Below are 22,527 nucleotides of genomic sequence, written 5' to 3'. Positions count from 1 at the left end.
TCATTCGCTGCCGGTCAGCAGCTGGTCACGCAGCAGGCGGCGCAGCTCCGGGTCGGCCGGAATCTGCACGCCCGGGCGAGGGGCCTGGCTCGGGGCTCGGGTGGTGGCGAACTCGATCAGGATCTTGCCGCCCCACCCGCACTCGGGATTGATGCACTGGGCATAGGCCCAGTAGAGGGCGTCGTGCGGCCTGACGCTCGATCGGGTGACGACGCTGTCACGGCAGTGGGGGCAGGTGATCCTCACCGATGGCCTCCTTGGGGTTTGACGAGATAGAGCGCCGGCGGGGCACCCGTGACTTCCGTGGTGCTTTTGGTCAGGCGCTTATGCAGCAGGTAGTCGGCTGCCTGATCGAGGGAGTCGAGGCCATAGGCTTCCTGGGCGGCGAGGAGCGCGCGCTGAAGTTCGGCGTCGCCCTCCAGCAGGATCTGCTCCTCTTGCTTAGCGAGCTCTTCATGCATGGGGTCTCCTTGAGGTCCTGAAAAAGGCCTTCGATTACTGGGCGCGCTGAGCGAGATTGGAGCTGTACAGCCGGTCTATTCCGAGGCTCTGGTAAGCCTCTTTGATGATCATCTCGCGAAGCAGCACCGACTTCGGCCAGCCGCTGTGATAGACGAAGGCGTCAACCAGAGCGCGTTCACGTTCGTTGAGGTTGAGGCTGGCATAACGCTGACGAACAAGGTTGGGGTCCTGGTACATGGCAGATTTCCTTATGCAGCAGGTCAGGATGGGAACGAGCAGCTCACTGCTCGGGCTTCGGCGGAAAGTCCTCGACGTCTTCGATGACGCCGTCCTTGATGCCGAGCAGTACGGCGGCGCGGTGAGCCTCGCCCCGCTTGCCCTTCTTGCGACCGGCGAGCAGGTCGTAGACCAGGTTCGGGTTGAGGTCATGAGCGCGGCAGAAATCGGCGACGGTGATCCCGCGCCGGTCCAGCTCCTGCCTCGCTTGCTCGCGGGTCATGGGGCGGGGCATAGTGTGGTCCTGTGTGTATGTGTGTGTAGCCAATGATGGTCAACGAATGTTTGCCCGTCAAGAGTGAAGGTAAAAATTATATGACCATTGGGAGCCGGCTAAAGGAAGAGCGCGAGCGTTTGGGCATGAGCCAGACTCAGCTCGCAGCCCTTGGCGGCGTGGGGAAAATGTCCCAGATCAACTATGAAAAGGACGCTCGAAGCCCCAATGGCGCGTACTTCTCGGCTTTGGATGAGGCCGGCGTCGATATTCAGTACGTGATCACTGGAAGGAAAACGGGTGTTGACTACTCGGTGCAGGGTGATGGTTCCGAATCGTTTGCCTGTCGCGTCGAGGACGGCGCGCCGATCGGGCTGGGCAGCCCGACGCCGAGCGCCGACGCGGTGCCGGTGGCGATGTACGACATCGAGGCCGCCGCCGGGGCCGGCCGCAGCCTCGAGGCCGAGCCGATCAAGACCACGCTGTACTTCCCGCTGGAGCAGCTCTCTGCCCTGGGGCTGTCGCCCGGGCGCGTGGCCGGCGTGCAGGTCCGCGGCGATTCGATGGAAGGCACCCTGGAGGATGGCGACTGGGCGCTGGTCGACCTGGGCAACCGTGACCCGCGCCAGGAAGGGGTGTTTCTGCTGCTGGTCAGCGGCGAGCGGCGCATCAAGCGGGTGCAGCGCCTGGCCGGCGGGGCGCTGTACCTGATCAGCGATAACGAGCACTACCAGCCCGAGATGATCCCGCCCGAGCAGATGAGGGAAGTGGAGATCCTCGGGCGCTGCGAGGTGCGCATCGGGCGGATCTCGTGACTGCATCATTGCAATACTGCATCACAGCAAATGCGGCGGGAGGCCGCCGCGATCGATAAGAAACCGCCCGGCAAGGGCGGAACAACGCAAGGAGCAAGGGAGGCGACATGGAAGGCCTGATTTTCTGGGTGCTGGCCGGCGCCGTTCTGGTGTTTATGGTTCGGCGCACCAAGCGCAAGGCGCGGGAGGTGGAGGCCATGTCCTCCCGTGGCTCGCGCGAGCAGTCTCCCGGTCCCGGCGGCGACACGCCTTCCGGCAGTGAATCGTCAGAGGCACCTCTCCAGCGCCTCCAGGAAGAAAGCCGCCAGGCGGTCAAGAGCGCCATGAGCTCGGATGACTGGAAGCGCAAGGCCAAGAAGGCCAAGGCGCGCATCCAAGCCAGGCCGGTACCGGAGCCCGCGCCCGATCCGGTACCGGAACCCACGCCCAAGCCGGTACCGGAGCCGGTACCGGAGCCCACCCCGGAGCCAGTACCGGAGCCCACCCCCGAGCCGGTACCGGAACCCACGCCTGAACCTGAGCCCGACCCCGTAGGCCAATGGCGCTCGGTGGAGAGCGAGTCCGCCGAGTTCGAGTATCTCGACGGCGGCGAGCGCCGCACCATCGGCCTCATCGTGCTTACCGCCTGCGATACCCACTTTTCGGGCCTTTCGATCGACCCCGACGAGAGCATTGACGACCGTGCCTTCGCCTTCGATCGAGTGATCGGTCGCGTTCGTCTTCCAGAGTTTGACGAGGACACGGATGCCGAGGGCTTCCGCCGCCGGATGCTGGCGTCCGCCGATGCCGTGGCCGGCGCCCCTGAGCCTGAACCCGAGCCGCAGGCGGCCCCCGCCAGCGGCAATCTGCTGTTCGAGTACGAGGATTCCCGCGGCAAGGTGAGCACGCGGGATATCGCCAGCTGGACGGTGAACGGCAACAAGCTGCGCGGCTACTGCTTGGACCGCGAGGCCGTGCGCACCTTTCGCCTCGACCGCGTCACGCGGGTAATCGAGGGCGAGGCGCTGCTCGAGGCGTCTCGCCACGCGCCCGCACGCCCGACGACCGCGCCGCCGGAGAAGGCCCGCAAGGGGGCGCCGGAGATCCTGTTCACCGGCTTCGATGCTTCGTCGCGGAAGACGCTCGAAGCCACGGCGGAGAGCCACGGCTTCCGCGTGCGCAAGAGCGTGACCAAGAATCTCGACGTTCTGGTGAAGGGGCCGAGGCCCAGCCAGTCGAAACTCGCGGATGCCGAGGACAAGCCCGGCTGCAGCGTGGTCGACAAGGAAGGCTTCCTGTGGATGGTGGCCACCGGCGAGATCATGGGCTGAGGCCATCAGCCCAGACCGCCGCGGGCGGCTGCCCGGGCACAATAACCAGCCCAGCAAGGGCGATACGCAAGGAGCAAGGGATGAAACTCTGGACCACTATCGCATTGGCTGCCGGTATCGGCGCACTCTCCACTGCTGCCGTGGCGCAGCAGCGCAGTTTCGCCGGCAATGGGCAGCCGGCATGCCTTAGCGAGGAACTGCTAGACCAGCTGATCACTGCCTCGGTCGACAACGATCAGCGCGCCATCGAGTACCTGCTCGGCAATGGCTGCATCGTGCCCAAGTCCGGCGTGCCGGTCAGCGTGCTCGACCGCTCATGGACCGGCACCTCTCATGTCCGGGTCTACACGGATAACGGCGCTTTCGAACTCTGGACGGTCAATGAAGCGCTGACGGACTGACTGACCGGGAAACCTTATGCGATTGCACTACCTTGGCCCGGCACTGACGGGCCATGACCATCCCGCCCTCGAGGCGCTGGACGTTCGGCGCTTGCCGCCGAGCTGCTACCTCGTGGAGGTGGGTGACGAAGCCGGCGTCGACGGCGAGATCATCGAGGGCGACGTGCTGGTGATCGACGAGGCGCGCCCGGTGCAGCATGGCGATCTGGTGGCAGTGCAGGGCGAGGACAGCCTGCGCCTGTGCCGTAGCCACCGGATCGGCGGCCGCTTCCGGCTGATGCAGACCGCCGGGCCGCAGGAATCGACCTGGGCCCGGCAGTCGGACTGTCGCGGTGTGGTAGTGCATAGTGCCAGAGCTTACCCATCTCAGTGAGTAAGTCTTTTTTTCATAGTTATGGAGGGGATATGGGCGAAGAGATCATCGTAAAGCGGTTTTATAGCTATGAAGAAATTGCTGAGCTCGATGGGTTTGAGCCTGATAAGGGTGTCACTGAAGAAAACTATGAAGGAATGGCAGGGCACTACCATCTCAGCGAGGAGTTGAAGTGTTGTCGGCTTAGAGATTCAGGTTCGCTATGTAAAAAACCACACAACTATGGTTTTGTTGTTTCCCTTAAAGATGGTAGTTATTCCATACTCGGGAATACGTGCGCACTCAAACGATTCTCGAAAGATAGCAAGGTGTTTTTGGTTGCAAGTCGTTACGAAACAGAGAGAAGAAGACAAGAGGCTCTGGATTCAGTCAGGAGAATTTTTTACGGAAAGGAGGCCAGGCTTGCAAAGCTGAAAGAGGTTGAGCGATATGTTTATGATGTCTATAAGTACTTGAGAAATATTGTCAACTCTCTCCCCTCTTCATGCGCTCGCCAGATCGAGAATATATCTAGAACAGGTAACTCAAATATTGCTGTTAGCGTGGAGCACAGAGACTACTATAAGGATGATGACGGCAGGTTGAAATTTGAAAGTCGCCAGTCGAGGCATACCTTAGGGGCTGTTCGCTCAGCTTCCCTTTTTAATCGAAATAGTTTTGAAGAACCCTTGAATCAGCTTAGAGATTCAATTGCTAGGCTGGAAAAATTCGATGCGGTGGATGAAGGTATGACCGAAGTTCAAGCGAGTCGGTTTGCTTCAAGGCTTATGAGTGTTGATCAGGCAGTCGATATTTATAATGATTTCCAGATGATGATGGCAGATTTTATGGGGCAGGACTTGTGCCTTATTTCGGCTCTTTGTTCTGACCCTGTGGATAGGAAGAAATCCTGCAAGGTTTTCTTGGAGTCAATGGCAAAGCCACACAGCAATAGTGACGCGTCAAGTGAGGTAGAGAGAATTAACAAGGAGATTTTGGAGGAGACAGGGGCACATAAGGTTATCTACGGGTGATATTTGTGTCCTGTTTATCCAAGCGTTTGAAATAGGTGCGCTGTCGAAAAATCCAGCGCCCCTATCCCCGGGAATCGCGCAGATTTTTCATAGCGCGATCTAAAGTCTCTTCACCTCCATCTCCAGCGAGCTGGTCAGCGCGCGGTCGCTGAGGTCGTGACTGATCTCGGTGATCAGCCAGGCGGTGGCGTCGATCTCGCGCTTCCACCCGGAGAGCGTCACCGGGGTCTCGGGGTAGAGCTCGGGGCGGCCTTCGGCGAGGTCGAGGGTGAAGGCGGCGCCGCCACGCTGGAGGCGCTGCCATTCGCTCTGGGCGGCGGCGAGGGCGTCGTCCTGGGTGGCGTAGGTGGGGCGCAGGCGCTTGGCATTCTCGTCGCTGCCGGCGACCACCTCGCGGGGCTCGGCGGCGCCGTCGTCGTGCCACTGGGCAACAACGCCGGTGTAGGCGTCGCGGTCGGTGACGCTGTAGCGGTGGCGGTCGCCCACCTGGCGGGTCAGGCGGATGGCGGGGATCTCGGTGCCGCCGGCGGTGGTGCCGGCGCCCTCGGGGATGAACAGCAGGTTGCCGGCCTTGACGGTGGCGATGGCGTCATAGCGCTCGGCCAGGCGGGTGAGGAAGTGCAGATCGCTTTCCTCGGTCTGGTCGATGTGCTCGAGGTAGATGCCCCGGAGCAGCTGGCCGGTCCTGGGCTCCAGGTCGTGGCGGCCGGCGATGGTGGTGATGATCTCGCCGAGGGTGATGTCGTCCCAGCTTTGGGTGCGCTTGCCGGGCAGGCCCTGGCGCATGTCCGCCGAGCGGGCGCGTATGGTGATCACGTCCGGCGCGCCGGAGTGCTCCACCTCGTCGACGATGTAGGTGCCGCGGTCCACCAGCGGCTGGCCTCGCCAGCCCATGGCCAGGTGCAGCTCGGCGCCGCGGGGCGGCAGGGCCAGGCGGCCGTCGTGGTCCTCCAGGGTGAGGTCGAGCTGGTCGGCCTCGAGGCCGCGCCGATCGGTCAGGCGCAGGCGCTGCAGGCGGGCGCCGACCTGGGGGCTGATGCGCTGGCCCATGAGGGTGAGGCGATAGTCCGGTGTGCGGGCGGCGCGGCCCGGCTCGCTGAACAGGCTCATGCCAGAGCCCCGGCGAGCCCGGTGGCCAGGGCGCGCATGGCGGCGGTGCTGGCGAGCTGGGCGCTGTCGTCCTCGTCGATGCGCTCGAGGCGCAGGTCGAATTCGATCTGCTGGGCGGCGCCGTCGCGGAAGAATTCGCTCTTGCGCTCATTGAGCGAGCCGATGACGTAGAGGCCGTAGTAGGTGCCGGCGCCCTCGATCAGGGGCCAGGCGGCGCCCTGGTTGGCCATCTCGCGCAGCTGGTCGAGGCTCTGCTGGCCGCCGGTGAACTGGGGCAGCAGGGTGCCGGTGAGGGTGATGGTCTCCTCGCCGGGGCCGAGGAACTGGCGCGCCGGGCGGCGGCCGATGCGGCCCTGGCTCTGGTGGCGCCAGTCGGTCTGGCGTTGCAGCTCTTGGTAGGCGGCGGTGCTGAGGCCGAACACGAACAGGCCGTAGGCCATCATCATGGGCGGGGCTCCTGTCAGTCGATGTCGTAGAAGGACGAGCGCCGGCGGGCGGCGGCGTCGCGAGCGGCGTCGGCCACGGCGCGCTGCACCTCGGCGCCGACCATGCGGGCGAGGGCCTGCTCGTCCATGCCCGGGGCGGCGTGGACGTTGATGCCGCCCTCGATGGTGATGTGCACGTCGCCACCACCGCCGGCGGCCTGGAGCGGCGGGCGGTGGTCGATGGGCACGTCGGCGATGGCGGGCAGGCTGGCGGCACCGATGGCCATGCCGGCGCCGGCCTGACGTACGCGCCGGGCGATCTCGCCGACGCGGCGGGCCGGCTCGTCGCGCTGGGCGTCCAGCCCGGCGTTCAGGCCGTCGACGGTGTAGCCGCCGAGCTGCGCGAACACGCGCGAGGGCGAGTTGATGTCGAGCTTGTCGGCGAACCAGTCGCGCACGTTGCCGGCGATGCCGGTGATCCGGTCGCGCAGTTCGCCTATCTTGCCGGTGAGGCCGTCAATCATGCCGTCGATCATCGCGCTGCCCAGGGAGCCGAACTTCTCGGGGATCTCCACGCCCAGGGCGTCGAGGCCGGCGGTGACGCCACGCCAGATCAGGCCGATGGGCGACCAGTCCAGCAGCAGCCGGGCGACCTCGCCGATGCCGCCGCTGAACGCGTCCTTGATGTCCTGCCATCGCTCCCCGAACCACGCGCTGATGCCATCCCAGTTGCGATAGATGAGCGTTGCGCCGGCGGCCAGTGCCGCCACGGCGGCGACGATGCCCATGATGGTCAGCCCCACCGGGTTGAGCGACAGCAGGGTGAGGGCATAGCGCACCAGGGCGATGGGGCCGAGCACCGAGCCGAGCACGGCGATGAAGCTGCCGCCCACGGCGACCAGTGCGGCCACCGCGGCGGCGGCGGTGGCCAGGGTGCCGGTGAGACGCGGGTTTTGCTTCATCCAGTTGCCGACGCCGCGGGTGATGGTGGTGATGTTCTGGATCAGCTCGCGCAGCGGGCCCTCGTTGGTGTCGGTGATGGTGATGCCGACCTCTTCCCAGGCGCTGTTGAGCGACTTGAGATCGCCACTGATGTTGTCGGCCATGGTGCGTGCCATGCGGGCGTTCTCGCCGGCGGCATTCTCCAGAATGCCGGTGAACGCCTCGACGCCGGCCGAGCCCTGCTGGTTGATCATCTCGGCCATGCCGGCGGCGGGTTCCTCGCCGAAGATCGCCTTCAGGTACTCCATGCGCTCGGCGTTGCCCAGGTCCTCGGTGGCCTGGGCAACGTCGGCGAGGATCTGCGGCACGTTGCGCATGTTGCCCTCGGCGTCCTTGATGTTGAGGCCGAGTTCCTCGATGGCCCCGGCCGCGGCGCCGGTGGGGGCGGAGAGGCGCAGCATCATGGCGCGCAGGGTGGTACCGGCCTGGCTGCCCTGGATGCCGACGTTGCCCAGCAGGCCGGCCATGGCGGCGGACTCTTCCAGCGAGAGCCCCATCTCGCGGGCCACGGGGGCGACGTACTTCATCGACTCGCCGAGCATCTCCAGATTGACGTTGGCCCGGGTGGTGGTGGCGGTGATGACGTCGCCGAGGCGCTCCATTTCGCTGGGATCGAGCCCGAAACCGGACAGCAGGTTCGAGGCGATGTCCGAGGTGCGGCCGAGTCCGGTGTCGTTGGCCTTGGCCAGGTCGAGCATCGAGGGCATGGCCGCGCGGATGGCGTCGGGATCGAAGCCGGCCATGGCGAGAAAGCCCTGGGCGTCGGCGGCCTGGGTGGCGCTGAACGAGGTGCTCGAGCCCAGCTCGCGGGCCTGGTCGCGCAGGGCCTGCAGGCGCGGGTCGTCTTCCTGCAGCCGGGTGAGGGCCTGCACGCGGGACATGGCGGCGCCGTAGTCGACGCCCGGAGTGAGCATGCGTGCGCCGCCGTAGAGCGCGGCGCCGCCGGTGGCCATGCCGGCGGCACCGGCCCCGGCCATGCGCCCGGCGCGGCCGATGTCGCGGTGGTAGCGCTTGGCGGCGTCGGCGGCCTGGCGTTGCCGCTGGGCGGTCTGGCGCAGCTGCCGCTGCTGGGCCTCGAGCTGGCCGTTGGCCTCGCGGATGCGCCGGGTCAGCTCGCGCTGCTGGTCGGCGTGGCTGCCGGTGACGCCCTCGACGCGGGTCATGTTGCGGCGCAGGTAGTCCAGCTGGCGTTGTTCCTGCTGGTACTGCTCCTTGAGGCGCTGGGCCTGGCGGATGGCCTGGGCGCGCTGGCGGCCGAGGGCCTTGGTGTCGCCCTCGGCGTTCTGCATCTGGCGGGAGAGCTCGCGGATCTCCTGCTGCTGCTCCTCGAGGGCGCGACTGCTGCTCTCGCTCTGGCGCTTGAGGTCGCGGAAGCCGCGGAGGTCGCGCTGGGCGCGCTCCAGGGTCTTGAGCTGGTCGCGGCTGGCTTTCAGGGCCTCGGCGGTGCGGCCGCTGCCCTGGGTGATCTGCTTGAGGGGCCGAGTGACCCGGTCCACGGCGTCGAGGACGACTTGCAGCTTGAGGTCGCGGGCCATCGGCGTTCCTTCCTGTCTTGGATACGGTCAGCGGGACTTCTTGGGCGGCTCGGCGCGTCGGCGGGCCCGCTCGCGCCATTCCATCAGCTCGTCGATTTCCATCGGGTCCATCTCGGTTGGCCCCCAGTGGAACACCATGGCGAGGTCGGCCATGGCGTCGTCGACGTGCTCGGGCAGGGTTACTCGTTGGCGGCCTTCGCCGCCTTGGGCAGCAAAAAACCGCTCACCACGCCGCCGCACTGAACCAGGTCGGCCGGGTCCATGTCGCGCACCTCGGCCTCGGTGAGGGCCGGCTCGGTGATGCGCGGCAGCACGCGGGTGAGGGCGTCCACCTGCATCTGCAGCACGTCGGTGAGGGCCACGCCGCGCAGGGCGCCGCTCTTGGGCTTGCGGATCTGCAGCTCGGTGACGGTCTGGCTGCCGCGCTTGAAGGGAGTGTCCAGCTCGACGGTCTCGGTGACGACCTGGGGCAGCTCGGCGGGGGCGGTGGTCTTGTCGGTCATGGGGTGTGGCTCCGATGAGGATCATGGGCCGCCCCGGTGGGGCGGCGGTGCTGTGGGTGGTGGTGGCCGGTGATCAGGTGCCCAGGGCGGCGCGGCGGTCGGCGAGGCGGTCTTCGCCGCGGACCATGAAGACGTTGCCGGGGATGTCGCGCTCGATGACGACCTCGCCGTCGATGGTCAGCTTGTAGTAGCTGATGGTGGTGGTGATCTCACCGGTGGAGTTGTCACCCTTCTGGGCCTCGCCCATGCCGATGGTCTTGTGGCGGCCGCGCACGACGATCTCGACGGGCACGACGGTGCCGTCCTCGTCGCTCTCGTAGCTGCCGGTGAAACGCAGCTGGGCGGCGTCGTGGATCGGCGAGCCGTAGGTGTCGTAGACGCCGTCGACCAGCAGGCCGCCGGGCGTCCAGGTCATTTCCATGAGCTGGTTGCCCATGTCGACCTCGATGGGGCCGTCCATGCCGCCGGCCTCAAACTCGACCATGCGGCGGGCGAGTTCGGGCAGGGTGATGGTCTGGATCAGGCCCTGCCAGCTGTTGCCGTCGCCGAACAGGTTGAAGTCCTTGAGGATCTTGGGAAGTGCCATCTCGATCTCCTGTTATGCGGCGGCGACGCGGTCGGCGAAGTCGACCAGGTAGCGGTCGGTGATGCGCTGCTGAAGCATCAGGTTTTCCAGCGGCGGTACCGGTGTGTAGTCGTAGTCGATGTAGAGCTTGCCGGCCTTGAGCACCTCGGGGGTGTTGATCTCGGCGTCGAACCAGGCCACGCCGTCGATGAGGTATCCCTGGCGCTTCCACTCGCGGAACTTGGCGTTGATGCCCTCGACGATGTCGCGCACCAGGCTCGGGTGCATCGGCTTGTCGACGGCCCAGAGGTGGGCCTCGGCGATGGTGTCGGCGATGACCTGGGCGGTGCGGGTGTAGTTCTCGAAGGCGAACAGCGGGTCGGCGCTGCAGGTGCGCGAGCCCCAGAAGCGAAAGCCGCTGCGCTGGATCAGCGTGGTGACCTCGTGGCTGTTGAGGTAGCCGGCGTCGGTGCTGGGGTCCTGGAGGTCCCAGAACACGTCCTGGCTGATGCCGGTCACGCCGTTGACCGGCATGTTGGAAAGGGTCTTGTGCCAGCCGATCGCCTGGTCGGCCTTGGCGCGCAGGCCCATGGCGCGGGCCACGGCGGAGTGCGTGCGAGTGCTGGAGGTCGCTGTGTCCCAGCCGGTGAAGTCGGGCCAGATCACCATGACCTCGCGGGCGCCGAAGTTCTCGCGGTACATGGCCGCTTCTTCCATGGTGGTGCTGTCGCCGGCGGAGGCGTAGACGAACGCGCGCAGCTTCTGGCCCACGCCGATCAGCTCGCTGGTGACGTCGGCGTCGTCGAGCTCCGGCACGCCGAGAATGCGCGGCTTCACGCCCAGGCGGCCCTCGGCGGCGAGCAGAGACTGCACGCCGGTACGCTTGCCGCTGGCATTCACGCCGCCGATGACGTTGGTCTTGGTCGCGTCGGCGTCGCTGCCCTCGGCCACGCGCACCACGACTACCAGGGTCTTCACCTGGTCGGCGATGGCGTCCAGCGAGCGGGCGAGAGTGCCGGTGTCGCCGGCGTCGCCCTGGGCGCCCAGCGGATCGGTGACCAGCACCGGGGTATTCAGCGGGAACGGCTCGTCCTCGCCGCCGGTGAGGTTGGCGAAGCCCGACGCGGCGACCACGCCGGCCCCGGCGCCTTCCTCGGCGGCGGTGACCAGGGCGGAGGCGTTGGCCTCGCCGTTGATGGCCGTGGCCACTTCGGCGGCGGTGCTGACGATCGCGCCGTCGATGTCGGTGGCCAGTCTGACGGTGATGTCCTTGCCGCTGACGGTGATGGCCAGCGTGGCGGAGGCGCTGCCGGGGTCGACGTAGCGCACGTGGATGGCGTTGCCGGTGGTTCCGGCGGTGGCCGCGGTGTAGGTGACGCCGCTCTCGGCGGCGGCGGATTCCTTGAGCAGCGTGGCGGCAACGGCCGCCGCGGCATCGGGGGCGGTGGCCACCAGGCCGATCACCGCCGTGGCGACGGTGCGGATCGGCCGGGTGCCTTCGTTGATCTCCACGACGCGCACGCCGTGGTGGTAATCCTGGGGCATTGGGAGCTCCTGCGCAGGTGAGCATGACGGTCGGGGTCATGCTTGCGCGGGAGCGGGCGGGGCTCTAGCGGTGGAGGTTGTGGGGTGGTGATGGCACAAAATCGGTGCGGCGGGGTAGGCTTGGCTCCACAGATAGCGCAGGGAGGCAGCATGAAGGGTGAGAAGAGTAACCAGAAAGTCTGGATCTATCGGTTGTTGATCGTGGGCACGCTGGCGGCTTCTGGGGCATCAGTCGGGTTTTACATGTTTCAGTTCGCTGGCAATGATTTGTCTACTGATTCTGGAGCTTGGGCGGATTTTGGAGCCTACCTTTCTGGAACCGTCGGTGTGGCTGCCGTCACCTTCACGCTTTTCGCCTTGATCCTTACGTTGAGGCAGCAGGATTCCATTATTGAGGCACAAGAAGAGCAGATCGCCAAAGTTGATAATCATCAGAGGAAAATCGAGGCTTACAGCAGGGCGGAAAAATTTTTCCCTACTTTGAGAAGTTCCATGAATGAACGGCTAGGCGCATGTGCTTCTGCTTATTTGAAAGGGAATGGCTTTCCGTATCCAAGCTCCGATTTTATTCCTGAAAGTGCGACGTTTGGTGAAATTATCTATGACTATAAGCTGTCTGTGGGGTTGGAGGAATCCGGGCAGTACTATACGTCCGCAATTTGCTCTTTGTCGGTTGCGGAGTTTTGCCGGCTTCTTATCTTTGTGACTGAATGCATCGAAGATGCGCCCGAGCTATACGATTACTTTAAATATGAACTGAGCGATGTATGGCACGTCATACGTTGCTCTCATGCTTTTCACAAAGATATTCGGAAGAAAGATTTTGAAAGGGTTCGTAAAGCCTTGCGCCTTCCCGAAGATTATTGTGGTCTTGATAAAACGGTTGCTGTTTGGCAAGGGCTCGGTGCTAACTAAGTTAGCATGATCTCTGGTTTTTAGCCCTCCTTTCTCTATTGAAACGCCCGCCAATCGGCGGGCGTTGTGCTTTCTGAAGCGGGCGGCGGTGATCACCACACCACCGCTTCGATCCCTTCCCGGTCCTCGGCGGCCAAAGCGGCGTCGATCGCGTCCTTGCGGTCCCAGCTCTGTTGCAACAAGTCCTTGTAGTGTCCGAGAGCGGCGTCGGTCAGGGCGATGACCTGGTCGGGCGTCATCGGGTAGCGCGTGTTCGAGAGGCCGCGGAACTCCTGGACGGGATCCGAAACGCCGGCGGCCTTGAGGTCGCGGGCCTCGATCGCCAGGCCGAGCAGGTTCTGCCGGTCCTCGGCCAGCATCTGCACCGTGTCCTCGGTGCCGTCGGGCATGGTGTAGGGCATGCCGGCGGCGAGGGCATCGGCCAGGGCGGCGGCTATCGCGGCGCGCTGGCGGGTGGCGAGGTCTTCGAGCGACAGCGGTGGGATCTCGACCCAGGCTGGATAGCCACCGTCGTCTGCGCCGCGCGTCATGCCTGCGGGCGGAGCCCCCTTATATTTCTCGAATGCTGCTTTGCTGACTGGCACCGCATCATCCGGCCACATACCGGATAACTCATATGAGGAACGGAGACTTGACGGGTAAAACGAGTTTTGCGAGGGGCTATAAAACATCATCGATCAATCCTTTTTGGTAAATCATGGTTAATATCCGATGGCCAAATACGAGAACTTACCGAGAGAGGAACCTGCTGATGAGTATGCTGCCAGTTGAGTTTTTGACGACTCATCAAACCTCCAGGTGACGGGCTCTGAAGCAGCATTACCCGATGCGTCACCGACGACGGCATGCACGAGAGCCGTCGGGAACGCGATAGGAAAACTCGTGTAACCAACGCTCGTGTCAACGAGATTCCCCCGCCCCCATTGAATGATCAAACCGCCGAGCCAGGATGGCAACGCGATATAGCCATCGCTCGAAATATCATACGAAACACCCCAGCGCAGCTTCTTCGGCGTGATCGCCGTCGAGTCATCAGTGCCCGCATCGGTTTTCGCTTGTGTCGCAACCTTGAGCATCCCAGAGACGGTTTCGGTCGCCTGTTTAACCCAGCTGGCCGCCCAATTCTTTAGCTTCTTCGGAGTGACTGCCGTCGAGTCGTCAGTACCTGCATCGGTTTTAGACTGACTAGCCAGCTTGATGAGGCCCAGCGTCGTTTCGTTTGATGCCCCCAGGTTGTGGGAGCCATAGACCTCTCGCCAGAGAGTCCAGCCGCCGTACGATAGTGCGCGAAATGCCATCTCGCCGGTCGTCGATATGGCAATCTGCGCTCCCGCCCCGCTTGAATCATACGGAAGAACGACGAGCCTGTAGGCGTCGTATGGGTTATCTCCCGCTGTAGTTTCGGTTGTTCGCTTGGACCAAAATCCCCCCTTGATTTTTTCATCGACGTTTTCGTTATCGAGACTCTGACCGAATGCGCCCAATCCGAACTGATGAATGGCAGCCAGGACGCCAGCCAGATGAGCCGCGCGGTCGCTGCGGGCTCCCTCTTTATGCTCTGCCATCGTCCCGTATCGGACCATGCCCTGAGCGGCTTCCGTCCCCGCCGGATGAGCGCGGCTGGCCTCGTGCTCGGCGCGCTCGTCGTCGACGTACTCGCGGGTGGCGAGCACCACCGCAGGGTCGACTTTCAGCGTGACCGCGCTGGTGTCGCTGACCTCGAGCACGAAGCGCACGGTCTGGGTGCGCGAGCTACCCTCGGCCAGCACCGGCTTGTAGGTCTCGGGGTAGTTGCCGATGCCGATCAGGTCGCCGTCGACGTCATAAACGCCGATCTCGCGGATGGTCCAGCCGCCGACGTCGGGCGGGAGGACCTGCTCGACCACGATCCAGCTAGGATTGTCGGGGTCGGTCTGGCTGGCGTTGATCGGGGCGCGCCGCACTTCATTGACCAGCGCCGTGGCGCTGCTGTCCGGGGTGGGCAGGTTGCCGTTGCCGTCGCCGACGGCCAGCTCGGTGATCTCGATGGTGCCGCCCAGGGCCACGGCGTTGGCCATTTTGTCCTGGCCGGTGTCGGTGAGCAGCGTATAGAACTGGGGCATGCGGGGCTCCTCTCGCTATCAGAGCGGGTAGACGGTGGCGATGTCGGTGCTGTCGGTGGCGGCGCCCACGTAGAAGGCCCCGGCGACCTCGGTTTCCCCGGCGACCTCGGTTTCCCCGGCGACGAAGGGCATCACAGCGGTGACGTCGCCGTCGTAGGTGGCGGCGGCGAGGTAGGCGGTGCCGCGGCTCTCGCCGGCGAGGTCGAGGCCGCTGACGTGGCGGGTAAGCGGCTTGGCGTCGTCGATCAGCCGCTCGATCTCGGTGTACATGGCCTCGGTGATGCCGGTGTCGAGCACGCCGATGCGTAGGGCGAAGGTGCCGCGCTCGCCTTCCGGGTTCGTTTCCCACCACTCCACGACCTCGAGCAGGTAACCCAGCGGCTCGACCACCCGGCGAAGCGCCGAGATGGTCCCCTTGCGCTGGTGGACGTAGAACGCCGAGGCGATGACGTCGCGCTTGGCGGCCTCGCTCCAGGTCGGGTCCCAGCGGTCGACGCTGAACGCCCAGGCGAGGTAGGGCAGCAGGTGCGCCGGGCAGGTCGCCGGCCGCCAGAGGTCGCGCAGCGGGACCGGCACGCGCTGGATCTCGGCCAGGGCCTCGGCGGCGGCGCGCTCCAGGGGCGAGGCGTTGGGTGGCAGCAGCGGCGTCCGGCTATCAGGCATCGCTGCCTCCGATCGTCACCGTGGTGCCGGTGCAGTGGGCGGCCTGGGTGTCGTCCAGAACGACGTCGGCGGCCGGCGCGGCCAGCTCGACGCGCTGCACGCCCTCGACGTGCAGCGCCGCATGGATGGCCGAGATGCGGATGTCGCGGCCGATGCGCCGCTGGGCGGTAACGTAGGCCGTCAGCCCGGCCTGGGCCGCGGCGAGGATCGGCTCCTGCTCGGGGCCGGGGTAGACGTAGAGGGTGGCGTCGACGCTGTAGTCGATGATCTCCGCCGACTGCACGGTGAGGCGGTCGCCCACCGGTCGCACGTCCTCGGCGGAGAGGGCGGCGTCGACGACGTCGATCAAGTCCTGGATGGCGGCGCCATTGCCCTCGGTCGAAAGCAGGGTGACCAGGGCCTCGGCCGGGGCCGGGCTGGTGGCCGTGGCGTCGGCGACGCGGCCGTCGGCGGAGAGCGCATGGAACTCATAGGCGGCGCGAGGCCCCGCGACGCTGAGCCCCTCGAACGCCCGCTGGGCGCGCAGGCGCAGGTCGGTGTTGCTTTCATAGGTGGGCGGCACCGGCGGGGTGGCATCGGGGTCGCCCGGGTCGATCGTCAGCCGCTCGACCTCGAAGTTGGCGACGAGGTGGTCGAGATCCTCGTCGTCAGCGTGGGCGATCATCACCGCCCGGGCGGCCTCGTTGACCCGTTGCCGCCAGACGAGCTCACGGTACGCGTTCTCCTCGAGCAGGATGGTCAGCGGCTCGCTTTCGAGCGCGAGGGTGGCCTCGACCTCGGCGCGCTGGCTCTCGCCGACCAGGGCGAGCAGGGCGGCCTTGCGCTCGGCGAGCACGGTCTCGTAGTCGAGGGCCTCGACGACGTCGGGGGCGGGGAGCTGGGAAAGGTCGATAGTGCCGCTCATGCGATGGGGGCCTCCACGCGGATGGCCTGGCCGTCAGTGGTCTGGCCCTGGATCTCGATCGTGGCGCGGCCGGGCTGGGCGGTGCTGACACTGCGGTGCACGGCGGTGACGCGCAGGCGCGGCTCCCAGCGCAGCAGCGCCATCACGGTGGCGGCGTAGACCTGGAGCATCAGGGCGTCGGACAGCGGCCGGTCGATCAGCTCGGGCAGCAGGCTGCCGTACTCGCGGCGCATGACGCGGGTGCCGATCGGGGTGGTGAGGATGTCGCGCACGCTCTGGCGGATGTGCTCGAGGCGCTCCAGGGCGCGGCCGGTGGTGGCGTTCATGCCGGTCATACCGGGCCTCCGCTCTGGCCGCTGCCGGGTACGACGCCGCTGTGCGGATGGTCGTGGCCGACGTTCTTGCCGTTGTGGGTCAGCGAGCCGCCGTCCTGGGCATAGCTACCGGCGCGGGCCATGTCGCCCTGGTGGTCGATGTTGCCGAGCCAGGCGGTGCCGCCCGGAGCCTCGATCTCGATGCGGCCGGGCAGCTTGATGCGCAGCACGCTGGCCTGGTGGTCGTACTCGAACAGGCCGCCGTCCGGAAACAGGCGGCGGCAGAGCTCGGGGAGATCCGCCGGCGCGGGGTGGGCGTCGGAGAACAGCCCGACCAGCACCACGGCGCCGGCGGGATCGCCGCCGGGGGAGAACAACACCGCCTGCTCGCCGACGGTGGGCGGGTTCCAGTCGCATGTGGTGCCGGCGCGGCACTCGATCCACGGCCGCCAGGCGGTCAGCAGCTCACCGGATTTCACGCGAACGCGCGGCGGACGCTCGCCCACGACGCCGTGATCCACCTCGGCGATGGTGCCGAGGCGGATCAGGTTATGGATCAGGCGCAGCAGCTCGGCGGCGCTTTGCAGGGGGTGTTGGCTCATGCCGCGATGGTTGCGCGGCGAGGGCCGGGGCTCTAGCGGTGGGGATTGTGAGAGGGCGGGGGCACAAAAACGGCGTCAGCCCTCCGGCACGTCCAGGTGCCGGAAGATCATCTCGAACAGCATGTCCATATCGTCGGGCGTGGCGCCGAGCAGCTCGCGCTCGGGGTAGTCGTGGCGGATGTGGGCGTTGACCTGGCCGGTCTGGCCTTCCTGGTGGATGCGGGCGATGTGCGCGATGCGCCCCTCGTAGCCGACGCCGACGCCCGATGCCGAGGCGTCGACCTTCATGTACTTCGCGGTCATCAGCTTCTGGAACATCCGGTTGTCTGGGCTGCGCTTGCCGCGCGCGCCGGGGCGGGCCACCGGGGTGAGGTCGCGCTCGAGATAGCGCACGATGCGCACCTTCTTGAAGGTGCGCAGGTCGCCGGCCTTCTGCTCGTCGAAGCCGAAGTAGGTCTCCGGGGTGGCGATCCAGTTGACGATCTCGCGCTCTTCGGGCTCGTGACCGGGCTTCTCGTAGATGAAACGCAGCCGGCGACGGGCGCGGCGCTCGTGCTTCTTTCCCTTGCGCGGGGCGTAGGGGGTGCCGTCGACGTTGCGCTGGGCCCTGATGCGGTCGCGCTGGCTCTTGCGCAGGGCGAGGCCCATCTCGCGAGACAGCGCCTTGCGCTCCTTGGCGGAGAGGCGCTCGAGCAGCGGGGCGAGCCAGCCCTCGAGCTGGTCGAGGTCGTCGCGGGTCACGGCGAGGACCACTCGCTTTCGAGTTCGTGCTCGTCCTCGCCCGGGCCCTTGGCGTAGAGCTGCCACTCGGTGGCCGGGCAGGCCTCGATGGGGTACTCGGGCATGCGGTGTTCGCTGTCGATCCGGCCGGCCTCGCAGTTGACCAGGGCGATCACGCGCTCGGTCAACTCCATGGAGAAGATCAGGTCCACGGCGTCGTGTCGCTGCACCTCCGACGAGAAGCGCACCGCGGTCTCGGGGTCGAGGTCCGGCTGGTAGTGGCTGAGCCACTGCAGCAACGGCACCACCACGGTGTCGGTGGTGCCGTTGTGGTCGAGCAGGATCACCTCGGCGGTGAATCGGTACTCGTGGCTGAGGTGCTGCCCGCGATGGAAGCGGATGGTGCCCTCGGGCACGTAGGTGCGCAGGCGATCCGGGTCGCGGTCGAGTCCCGGGATGGCCTGCATCAGGTGGGCGCGGAGACTGGCGAGCTTGTTCATGGGCGGTCTTCCAGGGCCTGGATCAGGCCGTTGTGCCGCGTTGCGCAGCGGTGATACTGGCCGGCCCAGTCGTCCATGGTCAGCACGACATCCTTGCCGGTGCCGTCAGTCAGCCGGGGCAGCGCTGCCGGGCAGGGCGTCATCAGGCTCTGCTGGATCGGGGGCGGTGCCGGCGGCGGCGTGGTTGAGCAGGCGGACAGCGTCAGGCTCAAGGCACACGCGGCGATAGATGGGCTTCTCGATTTCACGGATCACTCCTCGGTCGATGATGCGCTCGCTGGCGTCGAGCTCGGCCAGGCGGTCCTCGACGGCGCGGGCGATCGTCGACTCGCGCGCCATGGCGGCGTCGATGGCGGCCTCGGCGGCCTGCATGGCGCTGAGGCGCTGGCTGTCCTCGAGCCAGCCCCGGGCGAACCAGCCGCCGGCGGCGGTACCGGCGATCAGCAGGGCCAGGGCGAGCAGCCGGGCGCGGGTCATGCCGGGCGCTCCAGGGCCGCGGCGCAGATCTCATTGACCAGGACGTCGCCCACTGCCTCGATGCAGCGGCGTCGGTTGGCGATGTACGCCGCCAGGTCGCGCTTGTTGGTCAGGAAGAACAGCTCGACGATCAGGCCGCCGCCCTGGCTGATGTAGGCCAGCCGACTGTGTTGCCCGCTGGCCTCGCCCTTGGCGCCGCGGTTGGCGATGCCCAGGGCGTCGGCGATGGCCTGGCAGAGGGCATTGCCCAGCGGGTAGTGGTGGCCGGCGCTGAGCGTCTCGACGCCGGTGGCGTCCGGGCTGCCCGCGGCGTTGCAGTGAAACTCGACGGCCAGGTCGTGGCCCTTGGCGGCGCCCACGGCGTCGCGCAGCGGGAGGTTCTCACCGGGCGCGCCGTCGCGATCGACGATGACCCGCTCGGCCAGGTAGTCGGCCAGCAGGTCGCGAAACTCGAGGACGATGGCGGCCTCGGTGTGGCCGTGGGCCACGGCGCCGGGATCGCGCTCGCTGTGGCCGGCGGAGACGAACAGGGTCTTCTGCTGCAGGGCGGCGTACTGGCGCATCAGAACCTCCAGGGCGGGCGCAGCAGGTGGGCGAGGTTGCCGCCGGCGAGCAGCAGCATCACGGCGAAGGCCGGCAGCAGGATCGCCAGCCAGCCAACCCGCGGGGCCCCGGTGGCCAGCACCTCGGCGATCGCCACGGCGCAGGCGGCGATGCTGGCCCAGGCGGCGACGCCGATCCCGGGGCGGTAGCGGCTGCCGCCGCGGCGGTAGGTGATCAGGCGCAGGATGATCACCAGGGCGGCGATCAGGGTGACGATTCCGGAGACGGTCATTTCCTCCCTCCCAGCCAGGCCTTGAGGTCTAGGGTCTTCACGCCGTCGATGGCCCGCAGCCCGGCGGTCACGGTGACGGCGGCGGCGATGAAGGCGGACACGGCGCTCTGCTCGAGCATGTCGCCGAGCAGGGCCGGCCCGCCCAGGTAGCCGATGGCAAACGAGATCAGCAGGTAGGCGAAGCGCTCGAACAGCCCCAGGTCCTTGGCGCTGATCACAAAGAGGGTGGCGCCGCAGAACGCGCCCACCACGGCATTGGCATCGATGCCGGGCAGCATGCCGATGACGGCGGCGGTGAGGGTGGCGGTGCCGGCGGCGGCGGCGGTGCTGGGTTCGGCCATGGGGCTAGCTCCAGAGCTGGATGGTGTCGGCGACGGCCGGCTCGGCGGCCTGTTCGTCGGGCAGGGTGACGAGGGTGCCGTGGGGCAGCACCGGGCCGAGGTCGGCCAGACCCGGGTTGAGCGCGAGGGCCTGCTCGGTGACGCCGGCGGTGCGGCCGAGCACTCGCTGGCATAGTGCGTCGAGGGTCTCGCCCTGGTGGGCGCGCACGTCAGGCACTAGATCAGCTCCACGGTGGAGTGCGCCCGGCCTTCGATCTCGGCCACGGCCCAGCGGGCGTCGCGGCGGAGGTCGTCGGCGGCCTCGTCCTTGGCCTCGCCGCGCTCGTCGCCGTCCTGGGTGGCGGAGACGTCGCGATAGCGCTCGAGCAGGCTGGCGTGGGCGGTGGCATAGACGGCGCGGCGGTAGAGCAGGGCGTAGTGGTCGGGCAGGGCCCAGGCCGGCGGCGCCACGGCGTCGAGGGTGGCGGCGCCGTCGTCCTGGTGGGCGAGCTGCCAGTCGGCGATCTGGCGATTGACGTCGGCCATGGCCACCTGCAGCGCCTGCACCAGGCGCGGCACGGTGACGGTGCCGTCCAGCCGGGTGGCCTCGCGGAAGTCCGCTGGCTCGATGGCCGGCCAGAAACCGTTGTTGTCGAGGCTGGGCGGATCGTCGGGGGCGGTGCCGGTACCGGCGGCGATCAGGGACATGGCGGCGGCTCTCGCTCAGGTCGGAATAGGAAGGGGGTGGACCGGGTTCGACGAGATGGGACCGCAGTCCGCTCTCCCCCGGTGCCCCCTTGGCGTCGGCGTGCGACTCGGTGGCGGCGTCAGGCTCCGTTCTGGGGCGAGCCCTGAGTGCCGGCGTTCTGTTGCTTGAGCTCGCGCTCGAGCTTCTCGATGTCCTTCTTCACCCCGACGCGGTCGTTCAGCTCCAGGGCGCGGCGCAGGTGCTCGAGCGCTTCGGCGGCGTGGCCGCCGCGGGCGCGCTGAGCGTAGCCCAGGGCCTTGTGCAGCTTGGCGCGCACCGGGTCGTGCATGTCGGCGTCGCGGGTCAGCGCCTCGGCGCGGCTCAGGTGCATGGCCAGCTCGGCGGCGGCATTGGCGGCGCCAGTGCGGGCTTCCTCGCTGTCCTGGACCGGGGCCTCTAGCTGCTTGATGGCTTCCTCGGCCAGTTGCTCGGCGAGGATCGAGGCGGTGTCGCGCTCGAATCTATCCGGAGCGTCCAGACCGTGGCGCAGGGCGTACTCGGCGATGGCCAGCGCGCCGGCGAGGTCGCCGACGTCGAGCCGCCAGATCATGACGGTCATCACGACGTCGTCCTGGGCGCCGGACCCGGCCTCAAGCACGCCGGTGACGTAGCTCTCGAACTCCGGCAGCAGTTCGCGCTTCTTGGCGATCTTCTGTTCGGTGCTCTTGATGCCCTTGAGGGTGCGCCGGGCCTCCCACAGAGCGGCGGCGTGGATCTCGTACTGCTCGCCGGTCTGGGGACGGCCGGGATCGGCGGCCCCCGCCGCTTTCGCGGCGGTGACGCGCTGGTAGTGCTTGCGGGCGGGGCTGGTCATGCGCTCGCTCCTCAGGCGTTGGACATGTCGATGTTTTCGACCAGGCAGCCGAAGCCGTAGTCCTCGACCACGTAGGCGTCGTTGGAGGACTCGTAGTTCTCCACGCGCTTGCGCTTGGGCTCGTCTCGGAGGTAGCGGCGGCGGCTGCCGTTCTGGAAGTAGATCGACAGGTTCTCGAGGCTGGTGATGAAGATCGTCCCATCGGGCACGAACGGTGCCCGCACGGCCTGGAGGCCGCCGACCCGCTTCTGGCTGATGATCAGGTCCAGGGCGCGCTGCTCGGTGGGGGCGTTCTCCTTGTTGACCAGCGGGAAGTACTTGTCGGCGAGCATCTTCCGGCCCATGACCGCCACCAGGTCGGTGGACTCGCGGTGCCAGGGCTCGATCAGCTCGTTGACGGCGTCCATCACCAGGGCATCCAGGTTGGCGTAGTCGCCGACGATGCCGTTGGGCTGAGCGCCGTCGGCGGTGCCGTCGATGACGATGGTGCCGGCGGTCTTGCCACCCGTCATCACGCGGGCCGGGGCGTTGTCGCGGTACTGCTGCAGCCAGCCGACGTTGACGTCCTCGAGCAGCGGGTTGGCGACGCGATCGGTGGCCACGGCGGCACTGGTGCCGTTGAAGCCGATCATGATCCGGTCAAGCGCCTGCTGGCGGATGATGGCGTTGCGCACCCGGATCTGGAAATCCCGGAACTTGGCCCAGGCGTCGAGCTTGCTCCACGGCAGGAAGGTGTCGAACTCGGTCGAGCGGCACTCGTAGCCGTTGGCGTCCAGGGTGCTCAGGTCGCGCGGGGTGCGGTCGTTGGCGGTGGTGTCGGTGCGGCCGGCGATCGGGCCGCTGATGCCCAGGCCCAGCTTCTCGCCCTTGAGCTCGTCGACGCCGACGATGTTGATGCGGGAGAGAAACTCGCTGGACTCCTGCATCTTGGTTTCCAGCGTCTGCTGGACGCTGGGTTCGACGGCGAAGGACTCGGTGGCGCGGGGGACGCCCGAGAGCTCGGCGATGCGTTGGGTCAGCTTGTTGAAGGCGAAGCGTGTGTCATTGCGCATGAGTTCAGGGTC

34 protein-coding genes are annotated in these 22,527 nt (G+C 66.8%); 6 read left to right on the top strand and 28 right to left on the bottom strand.

Annotated features, from left to right (window positions below; translation table 11 throughout):
* From UN84_RS12005 to UN84_RS11990, 4 genes are read right to left on the bottom strand one after another with little or no spacing between them, the layout of a single operon-like run.
* Nucleotides 1-246 carry an ogr/Delta-like zinc finger family protein gene (locus UN84_RS12005; RefSeq protein WP_046079976.1) on the bottom strand — a complete coding sequence of 82 codons (246 nt, stop codon included), beginning with the start codon at nucleotides 244-246 and terminating at the stop codon, nucleotides 1-3.
* Nucleotides 243-461 carry a hypothetical protein gene (locus tag UN84_RS12000; RefSeq protein WP_152662879.1) on the bottom strand — a complete coding sequence of 73 codons (219 nt, stop codon included), beginning with the start codon at nucleotides 459-461 and terminating at the stop codon, nucleotides 243-245. Before UN84_RS12000 ends, UN84_RS12005 begins: the two co-directional genes overlap by 4 nt.
* A gap of 34 nt (nucleotides 462-495) precedes the next feature.
* Nucleotides 496-699 carry a hypothetical protein gene (locus UN84_RS11995; protein ID WP_046079978.1) on the bottom strand — a complete coding sequence of 68 codons (204 nt, stop codon included), beginning with the start codon at nucleotides 697-699 and terminating at the stop codon, nucleotides 496-498.
* A 43-nt stretch (nucleotides 700-742) separates the two neighbouring features.
* The gene (locus UN84_RS11990; protein WP_046079979.1) at nucleotides 743-973 is read right to left on the bottom strand and encodes a DNA-binding protein; all 231 of its coding nucleotides are present in this window, start codon (nucleotides 971-973) and stop codon (nucleotides 743-745) included.
* 32 nt (nucleotides 974-1,005) lie between these two features.
* On the opposite strand from UN84_RS11990, the gene UN84_RS11985 reads away from it, so the two are divergent.
* The 5 genes from UN84_RS11985 (at nucleotide 1,006) to UN84_RS11965 (ending at nucleotide 4,864) form a co-directional block, all read left to right on the top strand.
* Nucleotides 1,006-1,767: a S24 family peptidase gene (locus UN84_RS11985; RefSeq protein ID WP_082090941.1), complete on the top strand. Its 762-nt coding sequence runs from the start codon at nucleotides 1,006-1,008 to the stop codon at nucleotides 1,765-1,767.
* A gap of 107 nt (nucleotides 1,768-1,874) precedes the next feature.
* The gene (locus UN84_RS11980) at nucleotides 1,875-3,077 is read left to right on the top strand and encodes a BRCT domain-containing protein (RefSeq protein ID WP_052719386.1); all 1,203 of its coding nucleotides are present in this window, start codon (nucleotides 1,875-1,877) and stop codon (nucleotides 3,075-3,077) included.
* A gap of 80 nt (nucleotides 3,078-3,157) precedes the next feature.
* Nucleotides 3,158-3,478, top strand: coding sequence for a hypothetical protein (locus tag UN84_RS11975; protein WP_046079980.1), 321 nt, complete (start codon nucleotides 3,158-3,160; stop codon nucleotides 3,476-3,478).
* A 16-nt stretch (nucleotides 3,479-3,494) separates the two neighbouring features.
* Nucleotides 3,495-3,851, top strand: coding sequence for a LexA family protein (locus UN84_RS11970; protein ID WP_046079981.1), 357 nt, complete (start codon nucleotides 3,495-3,497; stop codon nucleotides 3,849-3,851).
* 32 nt (nucleotides 3,852-3,883) lie between these two features.
* Complete coding sequence (locus tag UN84_RS11965) at nucleotides 3,884-4,864, top strand: hypothetical protein (protein WP_152662881.1); 981 nt, start codon at nucleotides 3,884-3,886, stop codon at nucleotides 4,862-4,864.
* 99 nt (nucleotides 4,865-4,963) lie between these two features.
* Here UN84_RS11965 and UN84_RS11960 read toward each other — a convergent pair whose 3' ends face one another.
* The 7 genes from UN84_RS11960 to UN84_RS11930 all read right to left on the bottom strand — a co-directional run bounded on the left by UN84_RS11960 (nucleotide 4,964) and on the right by UN84_RS11930 (nucleotide 11,549).
* Entirely contained in the window at nucleotides 4,964-5,974 is a 1,011-nt protein-coding gene (locus UN84_RS11960) for a phage late control D family protein (protein ID WP_046079983.1), read from the bottom strand.
* Nucleotides 5,971-6,420 (bottom strand): phage tail protein, encoded by a 450-nt coding sequence (locus UN84_RS11955; protein WP_046079984.1) that lies wholly within the window; start codon nucleotides 6,418-6,420, stop codon nucleotides 5,971-5,973. The genes UN84_RS11960 and UN84_RS11955 overlap by 4 nt, the downstream gene beginning before the upstream one ends.
* 14 nt (nucleotides 6,421-6,434) lie before the next feature.
* Nucleotides 6,435-8,936 carry a phage tail tape measure protein gene (locus tag UN84_RS11950; protein ID WP_052719387.1) on the bottom strand — a complete coding sequence of 834 codons (2,502 nt, stop codon included), beginning with the start codon at nucleotides 8,934-8,936 and terminating at the stop codon, nucleotides 6,435-6,437.
* A 27-nt stretch (nucleotides 8,937-8,963) separates the two neighbouring features.
* Nucleotides 8,964-9,089: a GpE family phage tail protein gene (locus UN84_RS11945; RefSeq protein ID WP_046079985.1), complete on the bottom strand. Its 126-nt coding sequence runs from the start codon at nucleotides 9,087-9,089 to the stop codon at nucleotides 8,964-8,966.
* 26 nt (nucleotides 9,090-9,115) lie between these two features.
* The gene (locus tag UN84_RS11940) at nucleotides 9,116-9,439 is read right to left on the bottom strand and encodes a phage tail assembly protein (protein WP_046079986.1); all 324 of its coding nucleotides are present in this window, start codon (nucleotides 9,437-9,439) and stop codon (nucleotides 9,116-9,118) included.
* A 73-nt stretch (nucleotides 9,440-9,512) separates the two neighbouring features.
* On the bottom strand, nucleotides 9,513-10,025 hold the full coding sequence (locus tag UN84_RS11935; protein WP_046079987.1) for a phage major tail tube protein: 513 nt from the start codon (nucleotides 10,023-10,025) through the stop codon (nucleotides 9,513-9,515).
* A gap of 12 nt (nucleotides 10,026-10,037) precedes the next feature.
* Entirely contained in the window at nucleotides 10,038-11,549 is a 1,512-nt protein-coding gene (locus UN84_RS11930; protein WP_052719388.1) for a phage tail sheath subtilisin-like domain-containing protein, read from the bottom strand.
* A 150-nt stretch (nucleotides 11,550-11,699) separates the two neighbouring features.
* On the opposite strand from UN84_RS11930, the gene UN84_RS11925 reads away from it, so the two are divergent.
* Nucleotides 11,700-12,464, top strand: coding sequence for a hypothetical protein (locus UN84_RS11925; RefSeq protein ID WP_152662882.1), 765 nt, complete (start codon nucleotides 11,700-11,702; stop codon nucleotides 12,462-12,464).
* Between the two features lie 92 nt (nucleotides 12,465-12,556).
* On the opposite strand, the gene UN84_RS11920 is transcribed toward UN84_RS11925, so the two are convergent.
* The 17 genes from UN84_RS11920 to UN84_RS11845 form a co-directional block, all read right to left on the bottom strand.
* The gene (locus UN84_RS11920; RefSeq protein ID WP_272899154.1) at nucleotides 12,557-13,135 is read right to left on the bottom strand and encodes a DUF4376 domain-containing protein; all 579 of its coding nucleotides are present in this window, start codon (nucleotides 13,133-13,135) and stop codon (nucleotides 12,557-12,559) included.
* A 30-nt stretch (nucleotides 13,136-13,165) separates the two neighbouring features.
* Nucleotides 13,166-14,566 (bottom strand): phage tail-collar fiber domain-containing protein, encoded by a 1,401-nt coding sequence (locus UN84_RS17335; protein WP_052719389.1) that lies wholly within the window; start codon nucleotides 14,564-14,566, stop codon nucleotides 13,166-13,168.
* Nucleotides 14,567-14,584: 18 nt separating this feature from the next.
* Complete coding sequence (locus tag UN84_RS11910; protein ID WP_046079989.1) at nucleotides 14,585-15,229, bottom strand: phage tail protein I; 645 nt, start codon at nucleotides 15,227-15,229, stop codon at nucleotides 14,585-14,587.
* On the bottom strand, nucleotides 15,222-16,133 hold the full coding sequence (locus tag UN84_RS11905; protein ID WP_046079990.1) for a baseplate assembly protein: 912 nt from the start codon (nucleotides 16,131-16,133) through the stop codon (nucleotides 15,222-15,224). Before UN84_RS11905 ends, UN84_RS11910 begins: the two co-directional genes overlap by 8 nt.
* Nucleotides 16,130-16,468 carry a GPW/gp25 family protein gene (locus UN84_RS11900; RefSeq protein ID WP_046079991.1) on the bottom strand — a complete coding sequence of 113 codons (339 nt, stop codon included), beginning with the start codon at nucleotides 16,466-16,468 and terminating at the stop codon, nucleotides 16,130-16,132. The genes UN84_RS11905 and UN84_RS11900 overlap by 4 nt, the downstream gene beginning before the upstream one ends.
* Nucleotides 16,465-17,049: a phage baseplate assembly protein V gene (locus UN84_RS11895; protein WP_046079992.1), complete on the bottom strand. Its 585-nt coding sequence runs from the start codon at nucleotides 17,047-17,049 to the stop codon at nucleotides 16,465-16,467. Before UN84_RS11895 ends, UN84_RS11900 begins: the two co-directional genes overlap by 4 nt.
* 75 nt (nucleotides 17,050-17,124) lie before the next feature.
* Nucleotides 17,125-17,790 carry a phage virion morphogenesis protein gene (locus UN84_RS11890; protein WP_161796817.1) on the bottom strand — a complete coding sequence of 222 codons (666 nt, stop codon included), beginning with the start codon at nucleotides 17,788-17,790 and terminating at the stop codon, nucleotides 17,125-17,127.
* Nucleotides 17,787-18,269, bottom strand: a complete 483-nt coding sequence (locus UN84_RS11885) for a phage tail protein (protein ID WP_046079994.1) — start codon at nucleotides 18,267-18,269, stop codon at nucleotides 17,787-17,789. The genes UN84_RS11890 and UN84_RS11885 overlap by 4 nt, the downstream gene beginning before the upstream one ends.
* Complete coding sequence (locus UN84_RS17540; RefSeq protein ID WP_442908413.1) at nucleotides 18,266-18,415, bottom strand: hypothetical protein; 150 nt, start codon at nucleotides 18,413-18,415, stop codon at nucleotides 18,266-18,268. The genes UN84_RS11885 and UN84_RS17540 overlap by 4 nt, the downstream gene beginning before the upstream one ends.
* Nucleotides 18,375-18,746 carry a hypothetical protein gene (locus UN84_RS11880; RefSeq protein WP_046079995.1) on the bottom strand — a complete coding sequence of 124 codons (372 nt, stop codon included), beginning with the start codon at nucleotides 18,744-18,746 and terminating at the stop codon, nucleotides 18,375-18,377. Before UN84_RS11880 ends, UN84_RS17540 begins: the two co-directional genes overlap by 41 nt.
* Nucleotides 18,743-19,309, bottom strand: coding sequence for an N-acetylmuramoyl-L-alanine amidase (locus UN84_RS11875; RefSeq protein WP_046079996.1), 567 nt, complete (start codon nucleotides 19,307-19,309; stop codon nucleotides 18,743-18,745). The genes UN84_RS11880 and UN84_RS11875 overlap by 4 nt, the downstream gene beginning before the upstream one ends.
* Nucleotides 19,309-19,581 carry a phage holin family protein gene (locus UN84_RS11870; RefSeq protein WP_046079997.1) on the bottom strand — a complete coding sequence of 91 codons (273 nt, stop codon included), beginning with the start codon at nucleotides 19,579-19,581 and terminating at the stop codon, nucleotides 19,309-19,311. The genes UN84_RS11875 and UN84_RS11870 overlap by 1 nt, the downstream gene beginning before the upstream one ends.
* A complete protein-coding gene (locus UN84_RS11865; protein WP_046079998.1) occupies nucleotides 19,578-19,922 on the bottom strand; it encodes a putative holin in 345 nt (114 codons plus the stop codon). Before UN84_RS11865 ends, UN84_RS11870 begins: the two co-directional genes overlap by 4 nt.
* A gap of 4 nt (nucleotides 19,923-19,926) precedes the next feature.
* The gene (locus UN84_RS11860) at nucleotides 19,927-20,139 is read right to left on the bottom strand and encodes a tail protein X (RefSeq protein ID WP_046079999.1); all 213 of its coding nucleotides are present in this window, start codon (nucleotides 20,137-20,139) and stop codon (nucleotides 19,927-19,929) included.
* Entirely contained in the window at nucleotides 20,139-20,609 is a 471-nt protein-coding gene (locus UN84_RS11855; protein WP_046080000.1) for a head completion/stabilization protein, read from the bottom strand. The genes UN84_RS11860 and UN84_RS11855 overlap by 1 nt, the downstream gene beginning before the upstream one ends.
* Before the next feature lie 119 nt (nucleotides 20,610-20,728).
* Nucleotides 20,729-21,463, bottom strand: coding sequence for a phage terminase small subunit (gene gpM / locus UN84_RS11850; RefSeq protein WP_046080001.1), 735 nt, complete (start codon nucleotides 21,461-21,463; stop codon nucleotides 20,729-20,731).
* An 11-nt stretch (nucleotides 21,464-21,474) separates the two neighbouring features.
* On the bottom strand, nucleotides 21,475-22,515 hold the full coding sequence (locus UN84_RS11845; RefSeq protein WP_046080002.1) for a phage major capsid protein, P2 family: 1,041 nt from the start codon (nucleotides 22,513-22,515) through the stop codon (nucleotides 21,475-21,477).
* Nucleotides 22,516-22,527 lie beyond the last annotated feature (12 nt).

The sequence above is a fragment of the Halomonas sp. HG01 genome (assembly GCF_000968715.2).
GTDB lineage: Bacteria > Pseudomonadota > Gammaproteobacteria > Pseudomonadales > Halomonadaceae > Halomonas > Halomonas halophila.
Note: the sequence above shows the minus strand (reverse complement) of the source record. Positions and strands in the feature narration are given on the sequence as shown.